At 38.5% G+C, this 23,807-nt stretch carries 26 protein-coding genes; 19 read left to right on the top strand and 7 right to left on the bottom strand.

The window, feature by feature from the left end:
* The 3 genes from Q4550_RS03820 to Q4550_RS03830 are packed head-to-tail and all read right to left on the bottom strand — an operon-like array spanning window position 1 to window position 4,155.
* Window positions 1-1,482, bottom strand: a complete 1,482-nt coding sequence (locus Q4550_RS03820) for a Na+/H+ antiporter subunit D (RefSeq protein ID WP_303530521.1) — start codon at window positions 1,480-1,482, stop codon at window positions 1-3.
* Window positions 1,475-1,813, bottom strand: coding sequence for a Na(+)/H(+) antiporter subunit C (locus tag Q4550_RS03825; protein WP_194219477.1), 339 nt, complete (start codon window positions 1,811-1,813; stop codon window positions 1,475-1,477). Before Q4550_RS03825 ends, Q4550_RS03820 begins: the two co-directional genes overlap by 8 nt.
* Window positions 1,813-4,155, bottom strand: coding sequence for a Na+/H+ antiporter subunit A (locus Q4550_RS03830; RefSeq protein WP_303530524.1), 2,343 nt, complete (start codon window positions 4,153-4,155; stop codon window positions 1,813-1,815). The genes Q4550_RS03825 and Q4550_RS03830 overlap by 1 nt, the downstream gene beginning before the upstream one ends.
* Window positions 4,156-4,333: 178 nt before the next feature.
* Here Q4550_RS03830 and Q4550_RS03835 point away from each other — a divergent pair, with 178 nt between their 5' ends.
* Window positions 4,334-4,798: a hypothetical protein gene (locus tag Q4550_RS03835; RefSeq protein WP_303530525.1), complete on the top strand. Its 465-nt coding sequence runs from the start codon at window positions 4,334-4,336 to the stop codon at window positions 4,796-4,798.
* A gap of 42 nt (window positions 4,799-4,840) precedes the next feature.
* On the opposite strand, the gene sda is transcribed toward Q4550_RS03835, so the two are convergent.
* Window positions 4,841-4,984, bottom strand: coding sequence for a sporulation histidine kinase inhibitor Sda (gene sda / locus Q4550_RS03840; protein WP_303530527.1), 144 nt, complete (start codon window positions 4,982-4,984; stop codon window positions 4,841-4,843).
* Between the two features lie 354 nt (window positions 4,985-5,338).
* On the opposite strand from sda, the gene Q4550_RS03845 reads away from it, so the two are divergent.
* The 8 genes from Q4550_RS03845 to Q4550_RS03880 are packed head-to-tail and all read left to right on the top strand — an operon-like array spanning window position 5,339 to window position 10,353.
* Entirely contained in the window at window positions 5,339-5,854 is a 516-nt protein-coding gene (locus Q4550_RS03845) for a YqeG family HAD IIIA-type phosphatase (protein WP_303530529.1), read from the top strand.
* Between the two features lie 2 nt (window positions 5,855-5,856).
* Window positions 5,857-6,966, top strand: a complete 1,110-nt coding sequence (gene yqeH, locus Q4550_RS03850) for a ribosome biogenesis GTPase YqeH (protein WP_303530530.1) — start codon at window positions 5,857-5,859, stop codon at window positions 6,964-6,966.
* Between the two features lie 10 nt (window positions 6,967-6,976).
* Complete coding sequence (aroE, locus tag Q4550_RS03855) at window positions 6,977-7,822, top strand: shikimate dehydrogenase (protein WP_303530533.1); 846 nt, start codon at window positions 6,977-6,979, stop codon at window positions 7,820-7,822.
* Window positions 7,816-8,106, top strand: a complete 291-nt coding sequence (yhbY, locus tag Q4550_RS03860) for a ribosome assembly RNA-binding protein YhbY (protein ID WP_303530534.1) — start codon at window positions 7,816-7,818, stop codon at window positions 8,104-8,106. The genes aroE and yhbY overlap by 7 nt, the downstream gene beginning before the upstream one ends.
* Window positions 8,106-8,696 carry a nicotinate-nucleotide adenylyltransferase gene (locus Q4550_RS03865; protein WP_303530536.1) on the top strand — a complete coding sequence of 197 codons (591 nt, stop codon included), beginning with the start codon at window positions 8,106-8,108 and terminating at the stop codon, window positions 8,694-8,696. The genes yhbY and Q4550_RS03865 overlap by 1 nt, the downstream gene beginning before the upstream one ends.
* Window positions 8,683-9,249, top strand: coding sequence for a bis(5'-nucleosyl)-tetraphosphatase (symmetrical) YqeK (yqeK, locus tag Q4550_RS03870; RefSeq protein WP_303530538.1), 567 nt, complete (start codon window positions 8,683-8,685; stop codon window positions 9,247-9,249). Before Q4550_RS03865 ends, yqeK begins: the two co-directional genes overlap by 14 nt.
* A gap of 20 nt (window positions 9,250-9,269) precedes the next feature.
* A complete protein-coding gene (rsfS, locus tag Q4550_RS03875; RefSeq protein ID WP_194219487.1) occupies window positions 9,270-9,623 on the top strand; it encodes a ribosome silencing factor in 354 nt (117 codons plus the stop codon).
* 1 nt (window position 9,624) lies between these two features.
* Window positions 9,625-10,353 carry a class I SAM-dependent DNA methyltransferase gene (locus Q4550_RS03880; RefSeq protein ID WP_303531117.1) on the top strand — a complete coding sequence of 243 codons (729 nt, stop codon included), beginning with the start codon at window positions 9,625-9,627 and terminating at the stop codon, window positions 10,351-10,353.
* Between the two features lie 89 nt (window positions 10,354-10,442).
* On the opposite strand, the gene comER is transcribed toward Q4550_RS03880, so the two are convergent.
* Complete coding sequence (gene comER, locus Q4550_RS03885) at window positions 10,443-11,279, bottom strand: late competence protein ComER (RefSeq protein ID WP_194219489.1); 837 nt, start codon at window positions 11,277-11,279, stop codon at window positions 10,443-10,445.
* 101 nt (window positions 11,280-11,380) lie between these two features.
* Between comER and Q4550_RS03890 the strand changes: the two genes are divergently transcribed.
* The 3 genes from Q4550_RS03890 to Q4550_RS03900 all read left to right on the top strand — a co-directional run bounded on the left by Q4550_RS03890 (window position 11,381) and on the right by Q4550_RS03900 (window position 14,935).
* Window positions 11,381-12,022: a helix-hairpin-helix domain-containing protein gene (locus Q4550_RS03890; protein ID WP_303530539.1), complete on the top strand. Its 642-nt coding sequence runs from the start codon at window positions 11,381-11,383 to the stop codon at window positions 12,020-12,022.
* Between the two features lie 67 nt (window positions 12,023-12,089).
* On the top strand, window positions 12,090-12,653 hold the full coding sequence (locus Q4550_RS03895; RefSeq protein WP_303530540.1) for a ComE operon protein 2: 564 nt from the start codon (window positions 12,090-12,092) through the stop codon (window positions 12,651-12,653).
* A complete protein-coding gene (locus tag Q4550_RS03900; RefSeq protein WP_303530541.1) occupies window positions 12,653-14,935 on the top strand; it encodes a DNA internalization-related competence protein ComEC/Rec2 in 2,283 nt (760 codons plus the stop codon). The genes Q4550_RS03895 and Q4550_RS03900 overlap by 1 nt, the downstream gene beginning before the upstream one ends.
* 25 nt (window positions 14,936-14,960) lie before the next feature.
* Here Q4550_RS03900 and Q4550_RS03905 read toward each other — a convergent pair whose 3' ends face one another.
* On the bottom strand, window positions 14,961-15,092 hold the full coding sequence (locus Q4550_RS03905) for a YqzM family protein (protein ID WP_194219493.1): 132 nt from the start codon (window positions 15,090-15,092) through the stop codon (window positions 14,961-14,963).
* 403 nt (window positions 15,093-15,495) lie between these two features.
* Between Q4550_RS03905 and holA the strand changes: the two genes are divergently transcribed.
* A complete protein-coding gene (gene holA / locus Q4550_RS03910; RefSeq protein WP_303530542.1) occupies window positions 15,496-16,518 on the top strand; it encodes a DNA polymerase III subunit delta in 1,023 nt (340 codons plus the stop codon).
* A 46-nt stretch (window positions 16,519-16,564) separates the two neighbouring features.
* Here holA and rpsT read toward each other — a convergent pair whose 3' ends face one another.
* Window positions 16,565-16,831: a 30S ribosomal protein S20 gene (gene rpsT, locus Q4550_RS03915; RefSeq protein ID WP_194219495.1), complete on the bottom strand. Its 267-nt coding sequence runs from the start codon at window positions 16,829-16,831 to the stop codon at window positions 16,565-16,567.
* Window positions 16,832-16,987: 156 nt separating this feature from the next.
* Here rpsT and gpr point away from each other — a divergent pair, with 156 nt between their 5' ends.
* The 6 genes from gpr (at window position 16,988) to grpE (ending at window position 23,790) form a co-directional block, all read left to right on the top strand.
* Complete coding sequence (gene gpr, locus Q4550_RS03920; protein ID WP_483298553.1) at window positions 16,988-18,106, top strand: GPR endopeptidase; 1,119 nt, start codon at window positions 16,988-16,990, stop codon at window positions 18,104-18,106.
* Window positions 18,107-18,173: 67 nt separating this feature from the next.
* Entirely contained in the window at window positions 18,174-18,521 is a 348-nt protein-coding gene (locus Q4550_RS03925; protein ID WP_303530544.1) for a DUF3679 domain-containing protein, read from the top strand.
* A 264-nt stretch (window positions 18,522-18,785) separates the two neighbouring features.
* Complete coding sequence (lepA, locus tag Q4550_RS03930; RefSeq protein ID WP_194219497.1) at window positions 18,786-20,618, top strand: translation elongation factor 4; 1,833 nt, start codon at window positions 18,786-18,788, stop codon at window positions 20,616-20,618.
* 103 nt (window positions 20,619-20,721) lie between these two features.
* Window positions 20,722-21,864: a radical SAM family heme chaperone HemW gene (gene hemW, locus Q4550_RS03935; protein ID WP_303530545.1), complete on the top strand. Its 1,143-nt coding sequence runs from the start codon at window positions 20,722-20,724 to the stop codon at window positions 21,862-21,864.
* Window positions 21,865-22,084: 220 nt separating this feature from the next.
* Window positions 22,085-23,125 carry a heat-inducible transcriptional repressor HrcA gene (gene hrcA / locus Q4550_RS03940; protein ID WP_226614406.1) on the top strand — a complete coding sequence of 347 codons (1,041 nt, stop codon included), beginning with the start codon at window positions 22,085-22,087 and terminating at the stop codon, window positions 23,123-23,125.
* A gap of 92 nt (window positions 23,126-23,217) precedes the next feature.
* Complete coding sequence (grpE, locus tag Q4550_RS03945) at window positions 23,218-23,790, top strand: nucleotide exchange factor GrpE (RefSeq protein WP_194219499.1); 573 nt, start codon at window positions 23,218-23,220, stop codon at window positions 23,788-23,790.
* Window positions 23,791-23,807: the final 17 nt, after the last annotated feature.

Raw genomic sequence — 23,807 nt, forward strand, 5'->3', positions numbered from 1 at the left:
CTACTCCTTCATAACCGAATCAATATAATTTGATGGATCAATCATTTGATCCGCAATTGTTTGAACCGTAGGATATATAAATTCTGCACCTAATCCAAGAAATATCGTGAAAATGAGTAAGAAAGCAGCAGGCATTATTTTACCTTTAGTAGAGTTAACTGTTGAAACATATTCCTGCTTTGCCTCTCCCCAGAATCCATTAATAAAGATGCGGATAACTGAAAGAAGAATTAAAAGACTGGTCACTAATCCTATAATCGCTAGTACATAATGTCCTTCCTCAAAAGCACCTCTTAAAATAAGGAGTTTACCGATAAATCCACTAAATGGCGGTAATCCAGCAAGCGCTAATGCTGCAATGAAAAAGAGCCATCCAAGGACAGGTTGATTTTTAATGATGCCACCCATCTTTCTTAAATCTGATGTGCCTGCGTAAGCCACCATAGCACCAACAAGGAAGAAGAGTGCAGCTTTGATAATCATATCATGAAGCAAATAATAAATTGTGCCTGCTAGAGCAGTTGCTGAGAACGTGCCAATACCAAGAATCATATAACCAACTGCTGGAATGATATTATAGGCAATAATCAATTGCACATTATTCGTCGAAAGGGCCCCAATCACACCGAAAACAAGCGTGAATCCTGCCAGTACAAGCAAAATTTGATGCGTAACTGTAAGGTTATAGACGAAGATCAGAGAGAAAACTCTTAGTATAGAATATACCCCAACTTTTGTAAGTAACGCTCCAAATAATGCTGAAATAACAGTTGGTGGAACTGTATAAGACTTAGGGAGCCAGAAATATAATGGGAAAAGCGCTCCTTTCGTTGCAAAAACGATCAATAACAAAATGCCAATGGTCGTTAACACACCATCCTGTTGAACTTCACCGATCCGTTCAGCTAACTGAGCCATATTGACTGTCCCAACTACTGCATATAGAAAGGCGATCGTTGTAACAAACAGCATAGATGAAAATAGATTGATAATGATGTATTTAAAGGACTCTCTGAATTGTTCTTTGGTCCCACCAAGAACGATTAATCCGTATGAAGCAATAAGCAGAACTTCGAAGAAGACGAATAAGTTAAACAGGTCTCCTGTTAGAAACGCACCACTAACACCCGCAATGAGAAGTTGAAAAAGCGGATAAAAGTAAAAACGTTCGCGTTGTTCATCAAGCGAATTAAAAGCATAAAAAGCACATGCAACCGCAATGATATTCGCAGTGACGACTAACAACATAGCAAGCGGATCGGCGACAAGAACAATGCCATAAGGCACTGTCCAATCCCCGGCTTTTAATACGATCGTGCCGTTTTGAATCACATTAAATGCGATGACAGATACAACTGAGAGATTGACAAGCACCATAATGCGTGTAATCAATCGTACAAGTGGCAACCGTTTATTGAGGAATACAAGAATGATTCCAGTTAATAACGGTAATAAAATTGGTAGTATAGCTAGATTACTCATTTTCGTTACCCCTTAACTTCTCCATATTATCAGTACCGTTCGTTTGATATGTCCGATACGCTAGCACAAGAAGAAACGATGTCACACCGAAACTAATAACGATGGAAGTTAATATAAGTGCCTGTGGCAACGGATCAACATAACTTGTTACGCCTTCTGCAAGGATAGGAGGTTTTCCACGATTTAACTTTCCCATCGTAATAATAAAGAGGTGTGCTCCATGAGACAACAGTGCCGTACCGATAATGATTTTAAGAATTTGTTTTTGCAGCATCATGTAGACACCTGCTGTAAAAAGCAGACCTGCAAGTACAGACATGATAATTTCCATTAATCATTTCCCTCCTTCTTACTCGGACGCAATTTAATCATTGTGAAGATGCCGAGCGCAGCAAGTCCAAGTACAAGGATTTCAAGCATCGTATCCAGTCCACGGAAGTCAACAAGAATAACGTTAACAACGTTGTCTCCTCCACCCAATTTATAAGAGTTTTTAAGAAAGTACTCTGAAATTGGTTCAAACAATTTCGTACTGTGTGAAGCGATTCCTATCATAGTTACAAGAACCCCTACAGATATAGAGATGACCCAGTTAACGGCGTTTGTTCTTTTAGATTCCTTCTGTTTATCAAAATTAGGCAAGTGATAAAAACATAGAAGAAATAGTGCGACCGTAACGGTTTCTACAATAAGCTGAGTGAGCGCTAAGTCTGGTGCTCGGAAGAAGACGAATAATAGGGATAATCCATACCCTACGATTCCAAGTACTAGAATAGCGGCAATACGATTCTTCATAAAAATCGTTCCAAAAGCAGCGCCGGCCATCACAATCGCTATAAGTAACTCAGGAATAGCAATCGGGGCCAGGTCATCAAATGACATTTCGAAGCCTCCAGTAACACTTATGGTGATGGAGACAAGAGCTATGAAGAAGATTAGGATATATATCATGTAATGCCTGAGAGATCCAGTCATATAACCATTCGTTAATTTCTTAGATCCATTTATGATGCCGTTTATAATACCATCATAGGCTTTAGCTGCAGAAAGTTTACCAGGTAAAATAGTGTATATACGTTCCCATTTTGTACGGGTCAGATAGAAAGCCGTTCCTAGCAAAAGTACAGCTAAACTCATGTAAAGAGCAGGCCCTAATCCGTGCCAGAATTTAATATGCGTTTCACCAGCTGAACCGGCTATGGAATCCACCATTGGTGAAAGAAGAGAATGCCCAAAAACGTTCGGAACAAAAGCAATGACGATCACAAGAAGTACAAGAATGATTGGCGAGATAAGCATACCAATCGGTGCTTCGTGTGGTTCTTTAGGTAATTTATCCCTTTGCTTACCGGTAAATGTTCGGAAGAAAAGCATAATGGAATAAACAAAAGTGAAGATACTTCCGCCAACTGCTAAATAAGGGAAATAAGGTGAAACTGCTTCAACAATTGTAGATGCATTTTCAAAATGCAGGGACGATTCAAAGAACATTTCTTTACTCAGGAAACCGTTTAGAAAAGGTAACGGGAATCCTGCCATTGAGAATGTGCCAAAGAATGCTAAGGTTGCAGTGATTGGCATGAACGTAAATAGGCCTCCGAGTCTTCTAATATCTCGAGTGCCTGTCTCATGATCAATAATACCTGCGACCATAAAGAGACTCCCTTTGAACGTAGCGTGGTTCAAAATGTGGAATACAGCTGCAAGAATAGCCACCTCAGTACCAAAACCTAACATAGCCATGATCATACCTAGTTGACTTATCGTCGAATAGGCGAGGATAGCTTTAAGGTCTGTTTGTCTAACCGCCATATAGGATCCCCAGCATAGCGTGAGCAATCCAAATCCACTAACAATCAAGAAAAAGAGATCGGTACCTGCGAAGATGAGGCTTAACCTCGCAACAAGGTAGATACCAGCTTTAACCATAGTAGCTGAGTGTAGGAAGGCGCTGACTGGTGTTGGTGCTTCCATTGCGTCAGGTAACCATGTATGAAATGGAAACTGAGCTGATTTCGTAAAAGCCCCCAGTAGTACGAGTACTAAGATGAATGGGAAAAGGGAAGACGTAACAATCATCTCTCCGTTTTCAATAATCTCCCTAATACTTGCCGTTCCTGTGATATCTGCCATGAGTAGAAAACCACCGAGCATGGCTAGACCGCCAAAAACAGTAATCATCATTGATTTAAGGGCACCAGATGTTGATTTCTCTCGTTGGTACCAGTATCCAATTAGCAGGAATGATGAAATGCTCGTTAATTCCCAGAATGTGTAGAGAACAAATAAATTATCCGACAACACAACCCCGAGCATGGCTCCCATAAACAATAGGAGATAGACATAAAAATGGCCAAGCTTTTCGGCTTTACTTAAATAATAAATGGAATAGAGAACAACGAGTGATCCAATTCCAGTGATCAAAAGCGCGAAAAACAGGCCAAGACCATCAATATAGAATGTAACGTTCACTCCGAGTGACGGAATCCACTCAAACGTTTTAAGTGTATGTACACCCTGCGTAACTTCTTTTATAAACGTAAGAAAATACCCAAACAACACTATCGGAACTAAAAGAACAAACCATCCTAAATGGACTTGTTTGACGCCCCGATAAAGTAACGGGATGAAAAACGCTGCCAGAAAAGGTAGCAAGACAGCTGCATGAAGCATTCTACAAAAACCTCCCCACTAATGCTCAATATGATAAAAGTTCAAATGAACTCATATTGCGATACCTCAATTGTAATCAAAAACCGACACGTTTATCAACTTTTCCTGTTTAAAAAAGCAACTTTCCCGTATAAGTTTTCCAAACATCGCCGATTCTATTTGCGAAAGGAGGATTCACGTGATAAAATCCATTTCTATTCTTATTCCTATCCCTATCCTTATATTGTTAACGGCGTGTCAAACGATATATAAAAGCGAAGATCAATCTCCATTTGGTCCAAGAGAATATTTTCGCTCGATAGAAATGGCTCCCATCGGAGCAGCAATAATGCAAGATAATAAACCGTTAAGTTCATTGGAAGCTATTCGAAAAAAAATAAAAAACGAGTCTGCTATAAATGATGTCATTATTTTATCCCGTAATGACCAAACGGTTGTGGCGTTGAAACCTTTTGCATATACAAGACAAGATATTGAGCCATTACTTACAGAGTACAAGGAATGGTTTCAAGCAGAAGGATTGGCGGTTGTCTTCTTATCAGAACCTGATCACTTTCGAAAAGCGAAGAAAATGAAGACGACTGATGAAGTAACAAGCGAAGAGTGGACTTCTTCATGGGGGAACTACTTTGAAATCGAATAAAACAAAAAGGCCAACCCTGGATACGATCAAGGTTGGCAATGTTTAAATCCCGATAAGAGGAACTTGCTTATCAAGTCTGCGCCTTTTGATCTCACGTTGAATAAGACCAATAAAGTCACTACTTAGCTTTAATTCTTTTGCCTTATAAAAGGATTCAATCAATAAGTCATCTGATAACTTTTCCATGATTAAGCACCTCCTGAATAAGGTTCTATTCTCCGTCTAGTCCGCATATTGTGTATGTGGATCTTTTATTTGCAGTAAGCTTACCACGTAAACATACGGAGAACAACCGTTCCGTTATCCACAATAAAGAGTGGATAATTTGTGGGTATCATGTTTATATCTTAGTCATTCACAATGATTTAATGGTTTGTATATGTTAATAATGTTATCCACATATTTTGTGAATGACATAATGTGTCGAAAAATTTTGATTTTATTATTTTGTTTTCATTTTGTTCATTCGTAAGTTAATAGTTGTATGAGGTGAAAATATTGATACAATAGGGATGTCACTAATAGTAGGAGTGTTGCAATTTGCTAAATAAATTTTTACCAAATGAACATGTACAAGACATCTTTCAAATAAGTCCAGAATTATTGAAAGAGCGAGGCATTAAGGGCATTATTACTGATCTCGATAACACCCTTGTGGAATGGGATAGAGCTGACGCCACACCTAAGTTGCTAAAATGGTTTAAGCAAATGAGTGATGAGGGCATTCTCGTTACCATTGTTTCGAATAATAATAAGACAAGAGTAGAAAAGTTTGCTTCACCAGTTGAGGTGCCATTTATATATGAAGCTCGAAAACCAATGACTAAAGCTTTTCGGAAAGCGTTGAAGGATATGAACCTTAACGCAGATGATACTGTAGTTATTGGAGATCAAATTTTCACGGATGTCGTCGGAGGAAATCGCATGGGGCTTCATACAATTCTTGTCGTGCCAGTTGCAAGCACAGATGGGTTCTTTACGAAATTCAATCGAAAAATAGAAAGCATTTTCCTTACCTGGATGAAACGAAAAGGGAAGATAAATTGGGAGGAATAAGTTTGGACAACGAACAAATTATTTGCGCCGGATGCGGTGTACACATTCAAACAGAAGACAAAAACGCACTTGGCTATGCACCACCGTCTGCACTTAATCGAGACGTCATTATATGTCAGCGTTGTTTTCGTTTAAAGCACTATAATGAAATTCAAGACGTTTCTTTAACAGATGATGACTTTTTGAAAATACTAAATGAAATTAGCCATACGGATGCTCTTATCGTCAAGATTGTCGATATCTTCGATTTTAATGGAAGTTGGCTTCCTGGTATTCAGAGATTCGCGGGAGGAAATCCTGTTTTATTAGTAGGAAACAAAGTAGATTTGTTGCCCAAGTCAGTAAACAAATCAAAGTTAGTAAAGTGGATGCAAACAAGTGCCAAAGAGAATGGACTAAAGCCTGCTGATGTCATGTTAATGAGTGCAGAAAAAGGCGATAGCGTTATGGATGTAGCAGGTGAAATTGATCGCTTGAGAGATGGAAAAGATGTTTATATAATTGGCTGTACAAATGTTGGTAAATCAACTTTTGTAAATCAACTTATACAAGAGTTTGGCGGAGATGAAGAGCAAATGATTACAACAAGTCAGTTTCCAGGTACAACACTTGACTTGATTGATATTCCGCTTGATGATGGAAAGACATTATATGACACTCCAGGTATTATTAATCATCATCAGATGGCACACTTTGTCAACGCTGAGGAATTAAAAGTAATTAGTCCCAAGAAAGAAATTAAGCCTAAAGTATTTCAGTTAAATGAAGGACAAACACTGTTTTTCGGTGGACTTGCACGCCTTGATTTTGTGGAGGGCGGAAGGCAGTCTTTTATTTGTCATGTGTCAAATGATCTCTATATCCATCGTACAAAAATTGAGAAGGCTGATGATCTTTATGATGAGCATCTAGGAGAACTTCTTTATCCTCCAGGAGATCAGTCAAAGAAAGAGCTGCCTGCTCTAGTTGGTCATGAACTCCGCATTAAAGAGGAAAAGATGGATATCGTTTTTTCAGGTCTAGGATGGGTAACTGTATCCGGTAAAGGAACAACTGTGAAAGCATATGCACCTGAAGGAGTAGGCGTGTCTATTAGAAAATCACTCATCTAGGAGGCAGATAATGGGGAAGTTATATGGACTGATTGGTCATCCTATAGGACATTCGATGTCACCGATCATGCATAACGGTGAATTTAAAGAGCTTGGTTTATCTCATCATTACCATGCATTTGATCTATCGCCAGAACAGCTGGAAGATGGTGTGGATGCGATGAAAATGCTTGATATTCAAGGTTTCAATGTGACCATTCCACACAAAGTCGCCATTATTCCATTACTAGATGAGGTGGAGCAAGAAGCTATCGATATTGGTGCAGTTAATACGGTTTATAAGCGTGATGGTAAATATATCGGTACCAACACTGATGGATCAGGTTATTTATTTTCGCTGCTCACTTTGATTGAAGAAAAAAACTTGAGTGGAAAGAAAATTCTTGTTATTGGTGCTGGTGGCGCTGCTCGAGCAGTTGCTGTTTCTGTTTCCCAATCCGAGGTTGCATCTTTAACGATTGCCAATCGAACACTTGAGAAAGCAGAAGAACTATCAAAATTATGTCAACATTACAGCGTGGCAAATGCTATATCGCTATCTGAAGCAGAGACTTCATTGGGACAGTTCGATATCGTTATTAATACAACGTCTATTGGTATGAGCCCTCACCTTGATCGAATGCCAATATCACTTGAACATATAAGATCAGGTACGGTTGTTAGTGATTTGATTTATAATCCGCTAGAAACAAAATGGATGAAGCTTGCAAAATCAAAAGGAGCAGTCACTGATAATGGCATCTCGATGTTCGTTGAACAAGGGGCGCTTGCATTTGAAAAGTGGACAGGTGTCTCGCCTGATCGGAAACGAATGCGAAATACGGTTTTAAAAGAGCTAGGAGGATATTCATGTTAACAGGAAAACAAAAGCGTTTCTTACGCGCAAAAGCTAATCGTCTTAACCCTATTTTCCAAGTAGGAAAAGGTGGCGTGAATGAGAATATGACAAAACAAATTGAAGAAGCATTAGAGGTTAGAGAGCTTATAAAAGTAAGCATTCTTCAAAATTGTGACGAAGATCGCAATACAGTTGGGGGACAACTATCAACTGAAACAGGGGCGGAGCTCGTACAAATTATTGGGAATATGGTTGTTTTGTATAAAGAATCAGAAGAGAATAAAGAAATTATTCTTCCATAATGACTGTTGAGAAAAAATTAAGAGTCGGCCTACTTGGTGGAACATTTGACCCCCCTCATCTCGGTCATCTTACCATTGCGCAAGGGGTGCTCGAAACTTGCCAAATGGATGAAATTTGGTTTATGCCAAGTCATCGACCTCCACATAAAAATGGTAGTCATATTACTGATAATCATCATCGTGTGAAGATGGTACAGTTGGCAATAGAGGGGAACCCTTACTTTAAGCTTTCTTTAATCGAATTTGAACGTAATGATCGATCCTATACAATCGATACAATTGAAATATTGAAAGAAAATTATCCTAATATCGATTTTTATTTTATCATTGGTGGAGATATGATTGAGGATCTCCCCAATTGGCATCGAATTGATGAGTTGTCTTCGATGATTTCATTTGTAGGAGTAAATCGACCTGGGCATGATCCAGATAAAGAACGTTACAATGTTTCTGTTATAGACGTTCCTCAAATCGATGTTTCTTCAAGTGAATTAAGAGACGATTTACGCCATAGAAAGAGTGGACGGTACTTGCTTCCAGAAGCCGTCCGGACCTTTATTGAAGAGAAGGGATTATATGAATCGAACTGAAGCGTTAAAGTTAGTTGAGCCTCATTTAACTGAGCATCGCTACGTTCATACTGTTGGAGTAACGGATACTGCAATTGAGCTTGCAGAAAAATATGGCGCAGATCGTCAAAAGACAGAAATTGCGGCTATTTTTCATGATTATGCTAAGTTTCGTCCAAAGGATGAAATGCGCCAGGTTATTATTGATCAAGGATTTCCTAAAGATTTGCTGGAGTATTCGCCTGAACTCTGGCACGCTCCAGTTGGAGCTTATTTAGTACGTTGTGAGATAGGGATTGAGGATAAAGAAATTCTAAATGCCATCAAATATCATACTTCAGGTCGTCCTGAAATGACATTAATGGAGAAGTGTGTGTTTATAGCTGATTACATTGAACCAGGACGCTCATTTCCTGGTGTAGATGAGGTCAGAGAAATGGTTCAACAAGATCTCGATCAAGCTATTGCGTTGTCTCTCAGGAATACTGTGCAGTTTCTAATGAAGAAGAATCAACCCGTTTATCCGGCGACGTTCTTAACATATAACAGCATTGTAAAATCATTGAACGCCTGAGAAGAATTGGAGGAAACAATATGAATGAAAACCAAATGATTAACCTTGCTGCAAAAGCAGCCGATGATAAAAGAGCTGAAGATATTGTAGCCCTTAATATGAATGGAGTTTCTTTAATTGCAGATTACTTCTTGATTTGTCACGGGAATTCAGAGAAGCAAGTTCAAGCTATTGCCAAAGAGGTTAAAGACCAGGCATTAGAGCAAGGTATGGATGTGAAGAGGCTTGAGGGATATGACCAAGCGAGATGGGTTCTTGTTGATTTAGGGAACGTTATTGTCCATATTTTTCATAAAGATGAGCGCAACTATTATAATCTTGAGAAATTATGGGGCGATGCACCGCATTTAAGCCTTGAAGAAATTCTGGCATAATATGCAATCGTATGAACGCTTTTCTTATGTTTACGATCGTTTGATGGAAGAAGCTCCTTATGAGAAATGGTCTGCTCTTGTTAAAGGGGAAATGTCTCATGGTCGTATTTTGGATTTAGGATCTGGTACTGGAGAATGTTCAATTAGACTTGCGTCAGCGGGATATGATGTTACTGCAGTGGATCTTTCAGAACATATGCTTTCTGTAGCGCAAGATAAAGCACTAAAATACAATCTTCCTTTAAACCTGCTCCAACAAGATATGAGAGAACTTGATACTGGTGAAACTTACGACATAGTAACGATTTTTTGTGATTCATTGAACTATGTCACAGATAAAAATGGTGTTCAAAATTCTTTTCGGAGCATTTATAAGCATTTAAAACCAGGTGGGGTTTTGTTATTTGATGTTCACTCTCTTCACAAAATGGAAAACCATTTTGTTGGCCATACCTTTGCGAGTAGTGAAGATGACATTTCCTATATATGGAATAGTTATGCTGGAGAAGAAGAGGGATCTGTTGAGCATGAATTAAGCTTCTTTGTAGAAAATGAAGAAGGTCTCTATGAACGATTTGATGAGCTTCATTTTCAAAGAACGTTCCAAATGGATGATTATATATCTTGGTTAACAGAGGTAGGCTTTTCAAATATTACAGTAACAGCTGACTTTACTGAGCTAGCTCCAATTCCTACATCTGAGCGCCTGTTTTTTAGAGCTGTGAAATGAAAAAAGAGTGATTTCAATTGAAATCACTCTTTTTTTTTTTGGTTAAAGGAAACGGCTAAGTTTTGACGAATGAACTTTTTAAGTAGTTATTATTTTTGTCTCGATTCTTCCTTGAATTGAATTTTAATTCCTTCGCGATCTTCATCAAATTTTTTATGAGTGCTCTGTATTAAATGACGAAACATTTCTCCAGTTTCCGCTTCGAGAACTTTCAACCCTTCTCCAGTTACGCCTCCTTTTACAGTTACTTTTCTCTGCAATGTTTCAAGTGAAAAATAATCTTTTTCAAGAAGCTTTCCCATCCCGATCAGCATTTCAGTAGCCAAAATGGCAGCCTGTTCATTTGATATGTCTGTTTCAGCTACTGCTCCTTCGATAAACTGTTGGATCAAGTAACTAAGAAAAGCAGGACCACAACTGACAATATCAGATGAAACTCTAGTGATTTCCTCTTCTGTTTCGATCGGCGTTGAAATTTGTGACATGAGGTAAAGCAATTTCACTTTATTTGCTTCAGAACACTGACTGCTGAATGTTACGAGTGAAGCGCCGCTTAGTGCCCTGTTTGTAATGCTTGGGATGGCTCTTGCAACATCACATGGAACAAACGATTGAAGTTCACTCACCTTAATTGGACTTGTGATGGAAACAACAAGATGCTGGGGTTTAAGTCCAGGTCGAATTTTCTTCAAGAGTGGGAAATACTCATGCGGCTTTACACAAACAAAGATCATATCAGATTTTTTCACTACTTCTTCTGCGCTTCTCACAAGGTTTAACGAAGGGTACTGCCTTTTTAATGTTGCCGCCTTTTCGATTGATCGATTTACTATTGTGAGATGGGAAGGTATTACGGCGCACGAATCAATAAAGGAAGAAATAAGAATTGTCCCCATATTGCCGGTACCAATTACACCGATCTTCAATTTACTCCCCCTCCTTCCATACTCATTTCTCCTACAACATATGTATGAAAGTCTCAATATATGTTTAAGACCATGAAACATTAGAAAGGTATGAGAAAAGAATGAAGTATTTTCTAAATTTAACTGTTCGTGAAAAAGTAATTCTTTCTATTCTGGGCGTTTCGATTGGCATTAGTTTCCTCCTTTATTTTAATGTATTTGCAAAAAATCAAGACAATCTCACATTTGATCATGCGCTTTTAGAAAGTGAAGGCGGTGAACTCCAAGAAACAAAAAAAACGGTTGTAGAGAAGCCAGTTGATGTAGTTAGTGTCGTACTGGTAGACGTGAAAGGAGCTGTAGTAGCGCCAGGCGTGTATGAAATAAATAGCAATGGGCGCGTCAAGGATGTCATTAAAAAAGCTGGAGGATTTCTTGAAGATGCCGATCAGGTTCAGCTGAACTTAGCAAGCAAAGTAGTGGATGAAATGGTCATTTATGTACCAATAGTTGGGGAAGTGACATCTAGTTCAGTTAGTTCAGTTAGTGAGAAGCCAAGTGTTGAATCACAGCTCGTTTCAATTAATTCAGCTGATTTAAATGAGCTTCAAGAACTGCCGGGGATAGGTCCTGCAAAGGCTGAAGCAATTGTTCAATTTCGAGAAGACAATGGTGGTTTTACTGCAATAGAAGATTTGATGAACATCAGTGGGATCGGGGAGAAAACGTTTGAGAAATTAAAGGATTTGATTACGGTTCAATGAGATAGATTGACGAGACAGTTTATTTAGATCAAACTAATAGAAGATAAAAGACATTGGGGGGAGAACCTTGGAACGCATTTCGTGGGATCAATATTTTATGGCGCAAAGCCATTTACTTGCACTTAGGAGCACATGCACTCGTTTAACTGTAGGGGCAACAATTGTGAGGGATAAGCGTATGATTGCCGGTGGATATAATGGATCTGTCTCAGGTGGGGTGCATTGTATTGATGAAGGATGTTACGTCATTGATAATCATTGTGTTCGTACCATTCATGCTGAAATGAATGCAATTATTCAATGTGCTAAATTTGGTGTGCAAACAACTGGTGCTGAGATTTATGTTACTCATTTTCCCTGTCTCAACTGCTGTAAAGCAATTATACAAGCTGGAATTAAAACGGTCATCTACGCTGAGAATTATAAAAATCATCCTTATTCGGTTGAATTATTTGAGGATGCAGGAGTAAGTGTTAGACAAGTTGAGCTGGAAGAAATGATTTTGGATACAAATAGTCAAGAGAAACTTGATTTAACGGCTGATTTGTTAAGAAAAATATCTGATGCTGGACTCGATCCAACAGAAGTAAAACCCTTATATGAGAAAGCTTCAAAATTATACGGTATGTAATGAAAGGGAATTTGTGGGTCATAGCAGCTGCTGCATTCATTGGCGTAATCAGTGTCAATTTTTCAGGCGCCTTTTTTGTATTATTTGTAGTATTACTATGGTTATGGAAGGGCAAGCGGAAGCTATTAATGCTGTTAGCTTGCCTAACCTGCATTCTTTTCTTTAGTTATACAATTATAGTGAATATTTTTAATGTAACATCTTTTAAGGAAGGGCCAAGTGTTATTTTAGGAACAATTTCGTCAATACCAGAAATTGATGGCGATTTTATGTCATTTGAACTAAAGACTGAAACAGAGAAATTGAAGGTCAATTATTATATCTCCTCTATACAAGAAAAAAATGAAGTAGAGCAATTAGAAGTTGGTTATACATGTTACCTTTCTGGATCGCTAGAGCCTCCATCGCCCCTCAGAGTTCCCTCTTTATTTGATTATGAGCGTTATCTTTATTACCAAAACATTCATTGGATTTATGAACTAAAAGCAAAGCCTGAATGTCACAAATTATCAAAATCATTTTTTTCTTTAGTTCAGCAATCTCGTCAAAATGTTTTATCGACCATTGTTTCAGAATACCCAGCTCATCTCCATGGTTTGGCTGCTTCTTTGTTAATAGGCGAACGAAGCCTATTAACAGATGAAGTTGAGGAAGCTTATCAAGTTTTAGGATTAAGTCATGTTCTGGCGGTTTCGGGGTTACACGTTGGCGTTGTGGGAGGGCTGTTCTTTTGGTTATGTATCCGTTTAGGATTAACCAGAGAAAAAGCGTATACTTCACTTATTGCATTTTATCCGATTTACATGACTCTAACAGGATGTGCTCCTTCTGTTATGAGAGCTTCATTAATGGCTATGCTAGTTGTAATTAGCTTGCGGTTAAAGTTAAATGTCAATCCGCTTGATGGCGTTTCATTTGCTTGTGTGGCTATTTTATCTGTAAACCCATATTACGCCTTCCATATTGGATTTCAGCTTTCTTTTCTCATTGCGTTTGCTTTAATTGTTTCTTCCAAATCGATCATTAATCGTTCAAATCATCCATTCGCTCAGCTTCTTTCTCTTTCTGTTCTCCCTCAAATTATTTCATTCCCCGTTGTTATTTATTACTTTCATCAAATTTCCATTCTAAGTCTTGGATTAAACCTCATCTATGTTCCAATTATTTCAGTCATTGTATTACCAGGTTTGATGCTTACCTTTCTATTGCATTTCCTCCACTTACATTTTCTTTTTAAATTTATTTCTGAAATTCTCGCTTTTTTTATAGATCACATCCATACTTTCTTTGTATTTATTGCGGGGAAGGATACGATTGTTGTATTCGGGAAAATATCAGCCGTAACGCTAATTGTCTCATTAAGCGTAAGTATTGGTATTTTGCTTTTGTGGGAGCGTGGAAATGTTCTCTTAGGCGGAACTTTATGGAGTGTATTTTGCATTGTATTATACGTTATGCCTTATTTGAATCCATATGGAGAAGTGTCATTTATTGACGTGGGTCAAGGAGATAGTATATTGATTACATTGCCTTTTCAAAGGCAGGTCATCTTAATTGATACAGGAGGAAGGCCGATGTATGGCAATGAGGAAGAGTGGCAAAAAAGAGCTTCGTCATTTGATATAGGGGGTGATGTAGTCCTTCCATATATCAAGTCTAAAGGAATTCGTGCCGTTGATTTGTTAATTTTGACACATGGGGATTATGATCATGCGGGGGGAGCCAAAGAGTTGCTTGAAGGGGTCTCTGTAAGAAGGTTATTACTCGATCACAGCACAGAACAAACGGCATTAGAAAAAGAGTTGATTCATATTGCGAAAGAAGGAGGAACCACTATTTCTTTAGCGGAGGCGGGGCAATCATGGTCTCTGAATGACGTTCAATTTACAATTTTTCAGGCTTTAGAAAATGCAGAAGAGAACGACGGTAGCATTACACTTCATGCACGATTAGGGGGATATAGTTGGCTATTTACAGGAGATCTGGAAGAAGAGGGAGAACGTCGATTGCTTTCAAGTGGTTTCCTCAGAGAAATCGATGTACTAAAAGTAGGGCATCATGGAAGCTCTACATCCAGCTCTAAAGAGTTTATTGAGCATTTATCACCTAAGCTTTCAATTATTTCAGTAGGTGTAAATAATCGATATGGTCATCCAAACGAAGAAGTTTTGAAAAGGTATGAAGAACTTCACATTCCAGTCCTCAGAACAGATGAGAATGGTACGGTGAGATACATCTTTAGAAACAACAAAATTGGAAGGTGGTCTGTGATGTTAAATTGAAAATAGACTGCCTGGGGCAGTCTATTTAGCCTAGCGCTTTAATAATTACAGCTGTGAAGAAAATGATGGAAAAGAATAAAAATGGTACTGCAAAGCCAACAGCTGATTGAACAGCGTCGTTCTCCTTAGCTTGAACATCTTTTTCGAACTCGTTCATTTGCCTTCCCTCCTGCTTCCCCAATAGTATTCACTGTTAACTACCTATGTAGTCTTTATGTAGGGATTTTCCTTTAAATGTACATTTCAAACAATATTGTATCATGTATTATTCCTCATGTCTTTATTATCCATGAACTGTTTAAGTTTTTAATGAACGTAATTTATGCGAAAAAATCACTCCCTTTCCTGTAAAGAGTTGTCACCCATACTTTAACTGTGCATAGGATATCCTATCTACTACACACCGAACATCGTTGCTTGGTAAGAGTCCTAGGCCTTACGGAGCAGCGTTTACTATAAATGGGAGGCTGGTTGTAGCAGCCGGCTTCCCTTTTCTACTTGCCAACTTTGTTGTCTGCTATTAGGATAGGAATGGACGAATAAAATCGAGGTGTACATAAATGTCCATTTCAGACTTAAAAAAGAAAATCAAACAGAACAAGTTAGATCCACTATATCTCTTAACAGGAACAGAAGCTTTCCTAATTGATGAGCTGCAAAAAATGATCATTGAACAGGCGTTACCTGAAGAGGAAAGAGAATTTGGACTTGCTTATTATGATTTAAACGAAATCCCTGTACAAGCTGCCGTAGAAGATGCTGAAACGCTGCCGTTTCTCGGAGAGAAGCGGGTGATAATAGTAAAGAATCCATTGTTTTTAACAGCTGCTAGGGACAAAAGCAAAGTTGAGCATGATCTTGATTCCCTTCAACGATATGCTGAAAACCCTTCTCCTTTTACGATACTCATTATTGAAGCACCTTATGAAAAGTTGGATGAGAGAAAAAAATTGGTGAAATCAATTAAGAAAGCAGGAGCCTTTGTGAAAGCTGAGGCTTTACAAGAAAGTCATCTTGGGGATTGGCTTCAGCAACGAGCGAAAGAGAATGGTGTTACATTTGACCAGGAAGGCGAAGAGAGGCTTGTTCAATTAACAGGTAGTCATTTGATGTTATTGCAGCAGGAAATTGATAAGATGGCTCTTTACGTTGGTGAGGGTGGAGTTGTCAATGCAGAGGTTGTAGATCTCCTTGTTGCAAGAACATTAGAAAATGATATTTTTGCGCTAATAGACCGGATTGTTAGAAAAGACCTAGATAAAGCCTTTCGTATTTTATATGATTTATTAAAAATAAATGAAGAACCAATCAAAATTCTTTCTTTAATCGGCAGGCAGTTTCGGATTATATACCAGGTTACTGAACTTTCTAAGCGAGGTTATGGTCAAAAGCAAATGGCTTCAACACTTAAACTGCATCCTTATGCGGTTAAGATTGCACAGCAGCAAAGTCGAAGTTTTCATGAAGAAAAGTTGCGTTTTATTCTAGACCAAATCGCAGAATCGGATTACGAAATGAAAACAGGTAGAATGGATAAAAAACTTATTCTTGAATTGTTAGTTACTAAAATTAAAAACACATAAAAAAAGCTGTTGGGTTGCCCCAACAGCTTTTAACGTTTTTAAGGAATTACGCTGAAATCTCGTTGTACATTTTAGTTAGACGAGATTTTTTACGTGCTACTGTGTTTCTATGAATGATTCCTTTATCAGCAGCTTTGTCGATGCGCTTAGAAGCTTGGTTAAGAGCTGTTTTCGCAGCTTCAACGTCTTTTGCTTCAACTTTCGCTTCAAAAGTCTTGATTGCAGAACGCATTTCAGATTTGAAAGCGAGGTTATTAGCGCGACGATCAGATTGAGTTCTAACGCGTTTAACCGCAGATTTAATATTTGGCATACCTTTCACCTCCTTGCAAGGCTTAACAATTCCATGTCATATCCGTGCATAGAACAAGAAACATTCTATCAAATAGCACAATGAATTGCAATAGAGAATGAAAACCTTATTTCAGGGTTACGCTAACATGTAACAGATAGAATGAGAGGTGATCTGATGGGATTCGTTGATCTAGAAAAATATCAGGTGAGAACAGATCTTGCGGTTGAAGCGCAAGAAATGGTGAAAGAGAAAAAAGCAAAAAGCATGAAAGAAGATAAGCCTGATGGGCTTAAAGGCGTTATTGTGAAAGAAAGAAATGAAAAGGGAGTAAATATTACAACCGTTGAAGTGACAGAAGAGGGTGAGAAAGAGATAGGTAAAAAAGCAGGCCATTATCTTACCTTCGAAGTACAGGGAATTCGTCGAAAAGACTCTGCTCTTCAACAAACCGTTCAGGATGTCTTTGCTCATGAATTTGCGGCTTTCCTTAAACGACAGAATATTGCAAAAGAAGCGAGTTGTCTTATTGTTGGGCTCGGCAATTGGAATGTTACTCCAGATTCACTTGGCCCATTGGTTGTTTCAAATTTGCTTATTACTAACCACTTATTTGAGCTTCAACCAGAAAGTGTTTCAGAAGGGTTTCGCCCTGTAAGCGCAATTACTCCAGGTGTCATGGGGGTAACCGGGATTGAAACGAGCGATATTATCCATGGGGTTATTGAAAAAGCTAAGCCGGATTTCGTGATTGCAATAGATGCGCTTGCTTCAAGATCAATCGAGCGTGTAAATACAACGATACAAATTTCTGATACAGGAATTCATCCAGGTTCAGGTGTAGGAAATAAGCGTAAAGAGCTAAGTTTTGATACACTCGGCATACCAGTAATAGCGATTGGCATACCAACAGTTGTTGACGCTGTTTCTATAACGAGTGATACGATTGATTTTATATTGAAACATTTTGGAAGAGAGTTGAAGGAGAAAGGAAAGCCATCGAAATCATTAGCTCCTGCGGGAATGACTTTCGGAGAAAGAAAAACATATACAGAGGATGATCTCCCTGATGCAGAGAAAAGACAAACATTTCTTGGTATGATTGGTACGCTAGAAGATGAAGAAAAACGTAATTTAATCCGAGAGGTTCTTGCTCCTATGGGACATAACTTAATGGTTACACCTAAAGAAGTAGATGTTTTTATAGAAGATATGGCGAATGTCATATCTGGAGGGCTTAATAGCTGCCTTCATGGTGAAGTAAACCAACAAAACAGTGGAATGTATACCCATTGAGTATATTTTGGTTTTTTTTGCATAGGTATTACTGAAGGACGAGCTATTTCAGGAAGGGGCCGAAGTGATGGCATCTTTTTTTCTTAAATGTTTTCTTCTTGTTTCATTGCTTTTGTTTGGAGTGCTTCTTGGAATGGAACAAGCTTCTAGAAATATGAATCATATGCAGGATTATGAGAGTACTGGAGCTTTTCAAATCAAGACTGCATCTAATGGTGTTGAAGCTGAAATTTTAGGAACATCCATTACACAAAGCGATCTCCAAAATAAACAAGAAACGTTAGAAGGTGCAAATGAATTTAATGTGCTAGGAGACCTCGGTTCAAAGCTTAGTAACTGGTTATCAGCATTAATTAAAACCCTTTTAGCGTTTGTATTCACATTAATTACGACACTTCTTTCTTTTTTTAAATAATAATGGTCGCATTTGCGGCCTTTTTTTAAATTATTGGCTATGTTAAAAATCGAGAACCGAAAGTATAAGCTAATAAAGCTAAGCTATTTAATATATTATTTGAGTCTTGAAACGTCACAGAGTGTTATTCTTTCTTGTAAAAAAAGAGAGGAATTTCTAAGAGAAATTCATAGTCTATGTAAATGGATGGATTCCGGATTGAATCTGGACAGCGGTATTGCTATAATCTATACTAGCGTAGTTTCGCCTTAGGAGTGATTGTAGATGAACCTTGAAGAAAAATTGAAAAGACAGTCCAGGATTCGAAATTTTTCCATTATTGCTCATATCGACCATGGAAAATCGACTCTTGCAGACCGCATTTTAGAACGGACAGGTGCGTTAACTGACCGTGAAATGAAAGCTCAAACGCTCGATGCGATGGATCTCGAACGTGAAAGAGGAATTACGATTAAACTGAATTCTGTTCAGCTTACTTATACAGCGAAAGATGGAGAAGAGTACATTTTTCATTTAATCGATACACCAGGACATGTCGACTTCTCTTATGAAGTATCTAGGAGCCTGGCAGCTTGTGAAGGAGCATTATTAATTGTTGATGCAGCACAGGGAATTGAAGCTCAAACGCTAGCGAACGTTTACCTTGCTCTTGACAATGATTTAGAAATCCTTCCAGTTATTAATAAGATCGATTTACCGAGTGCTGAGCCTGAACGAGTGAGGCAAGAAGTAGAAGATGTAATTGGTTTGGATGCTTCTGACGCAGTACTTGCTTCAGCTAAGTCTGGAATTGGTATAGAAGACATTCTAGAACAAATTGTGGAGAAAGTACCCGCTCCACAAGGAGATCCTGAAGGGCCGCTTCAAGCGCTTATCTTTGATTCTCTTTATGATCCATATAGGGGAGTAGTTGCTTATATTCGTATAACAGAGGGATCTGTTAAGGTCGGCGATAAGATCCGTATGATGGCGACAGGTAAAGAATTTGAAGTAAATGAGCTTGGCGTGTTTAATCCTAAGCCGGTATCTAAGAAAGAACTTTCTGTCGGCGATGTTGGTTTCCTTACTGCAGCGATTAAGAATGTGGGAGATTCTCGTGTAGGGGATACAATTACAGCTGTGAAAAATCCTGCTGCAACTCCTCTACCTGGTTATCGGAGAATGAATCCAATGGTATACTGTGGTCTTTATCCAGTAGACTCAGCGCAATACAATGATCTCCGCGAGGCTCTTGAACGTCTTGAGTTAAACGATTCTTCGCTTCAATACGAAGCAGAAACATCTCAAGCCCTCGGCTTTGGTTTCCGCTGTGGTTTTCTTGGACTTCTTCATATGGAAATCGTGCAGGAGCGGATTGAACGAGAATTTAACATTGATTTGATTACGACGGCTCCGAGTGTTATTTATCAAGTTAAACTTACAGACGGAGAAGAAGTGATTATCGATAACCCTGCAATGATGCCTGATGCGCAATCTATTGCGGAAGTGCAAGAACCATATGTAAAGGCGACAATTATGTCACCTAATGATTATGTCGGTGCTATTATGGAGTTATGTCAAGGTAAACGCGGTGACTTTATCGATATGCAATATATGGATGAAAGTCGTGTGAATATTGTTTATCATATTCCCCTTTCCGAAATTGTTTATGATTTCTTTGATCAATTGAAGTCAAGTACGAAAGGCTATGCGTCCTTCGACTACGAATTAATTGGGTATAGAGCTTCAAACCTTGTTAAAATGGACATTCTTCTTAATGGGGAGACAATTGATGCACTATCCATTATCGTTCACAGAGACTTTGCCTATGATCGTGGTAAAGACATTACTGAGACGTTGAAAGACCTTATCCCAAGACAGCAATTTGAAGTCCCGATTCAGGCTTCTATTGGACAGAAAATTGTTGCCCGTTCTACAATCAAAGCTATGCGTAAAAACGTACTAGCAAAATGTTACGGTGGAGATATTTCTCGTAAGCGTAAGCTACTTGAAAAACAAAAAGAAGGTAAGAAACGAATGAAAACGGTAGGTAAAGTAGAAGTGCCTCAAGAAGCATTTATGGCTGTCCTCCGTCAGGATAACACGAAGAATAATTAAGGTACTTTAGTTGAAGTGCTGAGTTGATTTTTATACTATGTAGGTTAGAAGACCGCAGAGCGTTTCTGCGGTCTTTACATTATGCCAGAAAGCAGTGATTGAAATGGTTAACGCTGTTTATTTACACATTCCGTTCTGTGACTATATATGCCACTATTGTGATTTTAATAAAGTTTTTATGCAAGGTCAGCCTGTGGATGACTATTTAGCTCATATGGATACTGAAATGAAAAATACATTGGAACGATTCCCGACCAATCGAATAGACACAATATTTGTAGGTGGAGGAACACCTACAGCATTAAATGAAGCGCAGCTTGAGCGATTTTTAAAAGACGTTCAAGAACGCTTTGGTCCGTATGTATCCGAGCACCTCGAGTTTTCAATGGAGGCAAATCCTGGGAGTGTCACATCTGAGAAACTTCGAATTATGAAGAAGTACGGTGTGAATCGATTAAGTATCGGAGCTCAGGCATTCCAAGATACGCTTCTAAACAAGCTTGGCAGAGGTCATTCCGTTGAAGAAATCGGAGAAATTGTTCAGATGGCACAGAGTGAGGGTTTTGTTAACCTCTCACTAGATCTGATGTTCGGATTACCAGAACAAACTATTGAACAATTCTCAGAGTCAATTACAAAAGCAATTGAATTAGGGATTACTCATATTTCTTCTTATTCCTTGCAGGTAGAGAAGAAAACAGTGTTCTATAACAAATGGCGTAAAGGAGAATTGCCTCTTCCAACAGAAGAAGCTGAAGCTGATATGTATGAGCTTCTAATGAAACGCCTTGAGGAAGCTGGTCTTATGCAATATGAGATTAGTAACTTCGCAAAGCCTGGATACGAGAGCCGACACAACATAACGTACTGGAAGAATAATGAGTATTATGGAATAGGTGCGGGTGCTCACAGCTATATTGATGGGGTACGACGAGCAAATGCTGGTCCGCTTAAGCAATATATGACTAAAATAGATGAGAACAATTTTCCGTATATGGATGACAATGTTCTAACGAAAAACGAACGAATGGAAGAAGAAATGTTTATGGGCCTTCGAATGAGAGAGGGCGTTTCAAAAGAGACGTTTAAGTATAAATTTAATCAGTCGATTGAGGAAGTTTTTAGTGAGCAAATTGAAAAATTAGTCCGAAGCGACCTCTTGAAAGATACTGGATCACATATTGCATTGACAGAGCAAGGCTTCTTTTTAGGCAATGAAGTATTTCAAGAATTTCTTGCTATCTAGTGACATCGTTGTCAATTAGGCCCTTAGGTTGTTAACTAAGGTAGTGATGGTGGTCTTCAGAGTACCCCGATAAAGCGATAATTAAAAGCCTTTCTATTGTTGGAAATGTTTAGTCACAATAATGATTAACGTAATGATTGACAACTAAAATAAGTTTCTGTTACCTTATTAATAGATTTAGCACTCAGCACATTAGAGTGCTAACAGAGGTGATGAGGAGATGTTAACAGAACGTCAACTATTCATTTTGCAGTTATTGATTAATGACTACATTCAAACGGCTGAGCCTGTTGGATCACGCACGATTTCTAAGCGTGAAGATGTGACTTTCAGTTCTGCAACCATTCGTAATGAACTTGCGGACCTTGAAGAGATGGGCTATATCGAGAAGACACATAGTTCTTCTGGAAGAGTACCTTCTGAAAAGGGATATCGTTTTTATGTTGATCATCTTCTGTCTCCACCTGTGCTTTCGAAAAAAGATGTGAATAACATTCATTCTCTTTTTGCGGAGAGAATGGTGGAAGTAGAGAAAGTGATTCAACAATCTGCTGGAATACTATCAGAGCTAACTCAATATACGTCCATTATTCTTGGACCTGAAGTATTTGAAACGAAACTTCGACAAATTCAGATCATTCCCTTGTCAAAGGATACGGCCGTTGTGATTTTGGTGGCTGACAGTGGACATGTCGAGAACCGAACGATGCAAATCCCGCCTTCGGTCAGTATGTCTGATATTGAAAAAGTTGTGAACATCATGAATGAACGCTTGAAGGACGTTCCACTAATCTCCTTGAAGTCGACTATGATGAAAGAAATGGCAACTGTCTTAAAGAAACATATTGAGAATTATAATCAGGTTAATACAATGCTTGAAAATCTTTTTCTCTATACCAATGCTGAAAAAGTGTATTACGGAGGCAAGACTAATATTCTGACCCAGCCTGAATTCAAAGATATTGATAAAGTCAGGTTGTTACTTAATACATTTGAACAAGAAGACGTTATGTATAACATACTTCGACCTGAGAAAAATGGAATTGAAGTTAAAATTGGTCAGGAAAATGATCTTGAGGCGATGCAGCATTGTAGCATCGTAACCGCCGACTATTTCATAGAAGGCAAGCGAATGGGCTCTATCGCTTTGCTTGGGCCAACTAGAATGGAATATCATCGTTCAATGAGTATTCTTGGTTTTCTAGCAAATGATCTTACTCGAACCTTGACCGATCGATATCAAAGTTTCAAACACTGGTAAATTGGTAATAGTGAAGAAGGTGGGAGAAACATTTCTTCCATCCTTTTCTATGGGAGAAAGATTTGTTATATTTCGTTAGGGAGGTGAAATTCGTGGAAAAGCAAAACAGTCATCAAGAGGAAGAAGAACTTCTAACTGAAGAGGAAGAGAATCTTGAGCAAAATGCTGAAGAGAATGATGAACCTGAAGTGATTGAAGTATCTGAAACCAATGAAAATGAAGAGCTTGAGAACTTGCAACAGCAGGTTGAAGAGCTTGAGAATAAATATATGCGCACTCAGGCAGAATACGATAACTTCCGCCGCAGAACGCGTGAAGAACGAAATGCAGATGCAAAATACCGTTCTCAAAAATTAGCTGAAGGGTTACTCCCAGCTATGGATAATTTCGAACGTGCACTAGCTGTTCAAAGCGATAGTGAGCAAGTAACGTCATTGCTTACCGGAATGGAAATGGTGTATCGTCAGTTGAAAGAGGCACTTGCTAATGAAGGTGTCGAAGAAATTGGTTCTGTAGGAGAAGCATTCAACCCGCATCTCCATCAGGCTGTCATGCAGGTTGAATCAGATGAACATGATTCAGATGTGGTTGTAGAGGTCTTACAAAAAGGCTATCAACTAAACGATCGCGTCCTTCGACCAGCAATGGTAAAGGTAAGCTCTTAACTACATATTAAGAAATA

Origin of the sequence: Anaerobacillus sp. 1_MG-2023 (assembly GCF_030547345.1) — a bacterium.
Classification (GTDB): Bacteria; Bacillota; Bacilli; order Bacillales; family Guptibacillaceae; genus Guptibacillus; species Guptibacillus hwajinpoensis_B.

What these genes read in the sequence shown, in the direction of transcription:
- Q4550_RS03820 (WP_303530521.1), bottom strand. Translation starts at nt 1,482, where the DNA reads ATGAGTAATCTAGCTATACTACCAATTTTATTACCGTTATTAACTGGA.
- Q4550_RS03890 (WP_303530539.1), top strand. Translation starts at nt 11,381, where the DNA reads ATGAAGTATTTTCTAAATTTAACTGTTCGTGAAAAAGTAATTCTTTCT.
- hrcA (WP_226614406.1), top strand. Translation starts at nt 22,085, where the DNA reads ATGTTAACAGAACGTCAACTATTCATTTTGCAGTTATTGATTAATGAC.
- Q4550_RS03905 (WP_194219493.1), bottom strand. Translation starts at nt 15,092, where the DNA reads ATGAACGAGTTCGAAAAAGATGTTCAAGCTAAGGAGAACGACGCTGTT.
- Q4550_RS03900 (WP_303530541.1), top strand. Translation starts at nt 12,653, where the DNA reads ATGAAAGGGAATTTGTGGGTCATAGCAGCTGCTGCATTCATTGGCGTA.
- Q4550_RS03830 (WP_303530524.1), bottom strand. Translation starts at nt 4,155, where the DNA reads ATGCTTCATGCAGCTGTCTTGCTACCTTTTCTGGCAGCGTTTTTCATC.
- Q4550_RS03925 (WP_303530544.1), top strand. Translation starts at nt 18,174, where the DNA reads ATGGCATCTTTTTTTCTTAAATGTTTTCTTCTTGTTTCATTGCTTTTG.
- yqeK (WP_303530538.1), top strand. Translation starts at nt 8,683, where the DNA reads ATGAATCGAACTGAAGCGTTAAAGTTAGTTGAGCCTCATTTAACTGAG.
- hemW (WP_303530545.1), top strand. Translation starts at nt 20,722, where the DNA reads ATGGTTAACGCTGTTTATTTACACATTCCGTTCTGTGACTATATATGC.
- lepA (WP_194219497.1), top strand. Translation starts at nt 18,786, where the DNA reads ATGAACCTTGAAGAAAAATTGAAAAGACAGTCCAGGATTCGAAATTTT.
- rpsT (WP_194219495.1), bottom strand. Translation starts at nt 16,831, where the DNA reads ATGCCAAATATTAAATCTGCGGTTAAACGCGTTAGAACTCAATCTGAT.
- Q4550_RS03880 (WP_303531117.1), top strand. Translation starts at nt 9,625, where the DNA reads ATGCAATCGTATGAACGCTTTTCTTATGTTTACGATCGTTTGATGGAA.
- Q4550_RS03865 (WP_303530536.1), top strand. Translation starts at nt 8,106, where the DNA reads ATGACTGTTGAGAAAAAATTAAGAGTCGGCCTACTTGGTGGAACATTT.
- sda (WP_303530527.1), bottom strand. Translation starts at nt 4,984, where the DNA reads ATGGAAAAGTTATCAGATGACTTATTGATTGAATCCTTTTATAAGGCA.
- holA (WP_303530542.1), top strand. Translation starts at nt 15,496, where the DNA reads ATGTCCATTTCAGACTTAAAAAAGAAAATCAAACAGAACAAGTTAGAT.
- gpr (WP_483298553.1), top strand. Translation starts at nt 16,988, where the DNA reads ATGGGATTCGTTGATCTAGAAAAATATCAGGTGAGAACAGATCTTGCG.
- Q4550_RS03825 (WP_194219477.1), bottom strand. Translation starts at nt 1,813, where the DNA reads ATGGAAATTATCATGTCTGTACTTGCAGGTCTGCTTTTTACAGCAGGT.
- aroE (WP_303530533.1), top strand. Translation starts at nt 6,977, where the DNA reads ATGGGGAAGTTATATGGACTGATTGGTCATCCTATAGGACATTCGATG.
- rsfS (WP_194219487.1), top strand. Translation starts at nt 9,270, where the DNA reads ATGAATGAAAACCAAATGATTAACCTTGCTGCAAAAGCAGCCGATGAT.
- yhbY (WP_303530534.1), top strand. Translation starts at nt 7,816, where the DNA reads ATGTTAACAGGAAAACAAAAGCGTTTCTTACGCGCAAAAGCTAATCGT.